2 protein-coding genes are annotated in these 2,385 nt (G+C 43.7%); both read left to right on the top strand.

Features of this window, described 5'->3' with window-relative positions:
- On the top strand, positions 1–456 hold a 456-nt coding region (locus JF818_RS07480; RefSeq protein ID WP_198891404.1), incomplete at its 5' end, for a glycosyltransferase.
- 80 nt (positions 457–536) lie between these two features.
- The coding region (locus JF818_RS07475; RefSeq protein WP_233066758.1) for an ATP-grasp fold amidoligase family protein at positions 537–2,385 on the top strand (1,849 nt) is incomplete at its 3' end.

Below are 2,385 nucleotides of genomic sequence, written 5' to 3'. Positions count from 1 at the left end.
GACTATACCCTTGCAATATATGGGGAAGGAGAGGAGAGGGAGAAGCTTGAACATTTGATTGATTCCTTGTCCCTGCAAGACTCGGTATCTCTACCTGGAATTGAAGAACACATTTTTACAAAGTTGCAAGAAGCACAGATGTTTGTACTCCCTTCCCTCTATGAGGGAATGCCTAATGCCTTGATTGAAGCAATGGCAATGGGATTGCCGGTAATAACCACCGACTATAGTGAGGGAAGGGGAACCATCGTTGAGCATGAAAGAAATGGGCTTGTTGTTCCACGCAACAACGCAGATGCAATGTGCGAAGCGATGCTTTATTTCATCGATAACCTGGAAGAAGCTAAAAGGATGGGAAAGCAAGCGGTTACAATTCGGGAGACCTTGGATAGTAACCGTGTCTGTAAGTTGTGGATGCAGGCAATTACCACCTGCGTCGAAGCATACCAGAGGTAGAGTAAATTCAATTCTATTGCAGGTTTATAGGATACCTGCAATAATCAACGTCAAGTATGAAGGGTGATGAGGGAGTTGGTATGAATATTCTCGTGAAAAAATCTTGGTTTGACAGTATATGTGATGCGGTGCTTCTCATATTTCTCTCAGTTCTTATAGCCTATGGTCCAGATGCTCGCAGCGTATTCATTCCAACCGAATTACTGTTTGTATCGGTCTTTGGTATACGCTTCTTGGTCAAGCGCTCTCGACTAACTCTCTATACAATTTGGGGAATTGGCTTGGTTTTCCTGGCTTTTCTTTCCATATCCTATGCAACAGATCAGTCTATGGCTTTTGAAAGGGCTCTTCCTGTGGTACAGGTAATTGTCTTCGGGAATCTCATCGCACCCTATGTGAGGGACTCTGAACGAAATTATGCACTATTCCTGAAGCTCTTTATTGTAGCACTCCTTGTCTTTATGATACGTATTCTCTTCTCTGCACCGCTTGAATTGCTCCTTGCATATCGATTGGGACCAACGGTTGCAGTCAATGCAAATAATCTTGGGCTATCCTTTGCGGTGGCCGGTATTTTTGCCATTTACTTTGCCTTGGTAGAGAAACGTTTCTGGTATTTGGTATTGTTTCCTCTCTTCATGGTATTCAGTCTTTTCTCTGGATCGCGAAAAGCTATTGCCGTATTGGGAATAGGATTGATAGGTATTGTATTTTTTAGTCAAAAAACGATGAAGCGAGCACTTCTTTCGCTCCTTATTGCCTCATTTGTAGCAGGATGCATCGTAGTGCTCTCACTTACATGGGCCCCTTTATATAGAGTAATTGGAAGCAGGATAGAGACCTTCCTTGCATTTTTTACAGGTGGCCAAACAGATGGCAGTACGTCCATTCGATTCGAGATGATTGCCTATGGGTGGAATATGTTCCTCCAGAAACCCCTCTTCGGATGGGGCTTGGGTGCATTTACTGATGTAGCTGGGTTTGGCTTCTACTCGCATAACAACTACATCGAAATCTTGGTCTCTCTAGGGTTGGTTGGATTCCTTTGGTACTATGCATTGCCCCTTGGGATCCTGATAAAGGGATTTACCATGTTTTTGCAAAGGAGAAAGAGAAAATCACTGATTCTGTCCATGACCATCATCCTGGTTTTCCTTGTTGATGATATTGGTCGTGTTCGTCTCTACAGTGAATTCAGTCATATTCTCTACGCCTTCTGCTATGTTGGTATTGCCCGTCAGGATGATCAGGCAGGGATTGATCTGGTGACCATATTCCGCAAGATTGTGCAATGGATACGGGATCCGCGATTGATCCTTGTGCATGTATTGAAATGGAGAGTCTGTCGATTGCTTCCTGACTCTGTCTTTGTTTCCTTAAAATATTGGGCTGTTGCCAAGAAGAAGCTGAATCTAAAGCATCCTGCTTCCTACAATGAAAAAATACAATGGCTCAAACTCAATGATAGGAACCCACTCTATACACAACTTGTTGACAAGGTGGCTGTCCGCTCCTACATCAAGAAGAGTATCGGTGAGCAGTATCTGGTACCACAAATTGGAGTCTATCGTTCGGTTGATGAAATTCGTTGGGATGAATTGCCGGAACAGTTTGTCTTGAAAGCAAACCACACCTCTGGTGATGTATTAATCTGCACAGATTCTCACTCATTTGACCGAGAGAAAGCCATTCGACAGATGCAAACGTGGCTGCAAAAGAACTACTACTGGTATAACCGTGAGTGGCCCTACAAGGGTGTTGAGCCAAGGATAATCTGTGAACCCTATCTGGTCGATGAGTCTGGGTATGAGCTCAAGGACTACAAAATCTACGTATTCCATGGTGAGCCGAAGCTTATCCAGGTGGATTTTGATCGATACACTGATCATAAGCGGAATATCTATACCCCTGAGTGGGAATATGTTGATG

The organism is Sphaerochaeta sp. S2, from assembly GCF_016406725.1.
Classification (GTDB): Bacteria; Spirochaetota; Spirochaetia; order Sphaerochaetales; family Sphaerochaetaceae; genus Sphaerochaeta.
The sequence above is the reverse complement of the archived record's forward strand: the minus strand, read 5'-3'. Positions and strand labels throughout refer to the sequence as shown.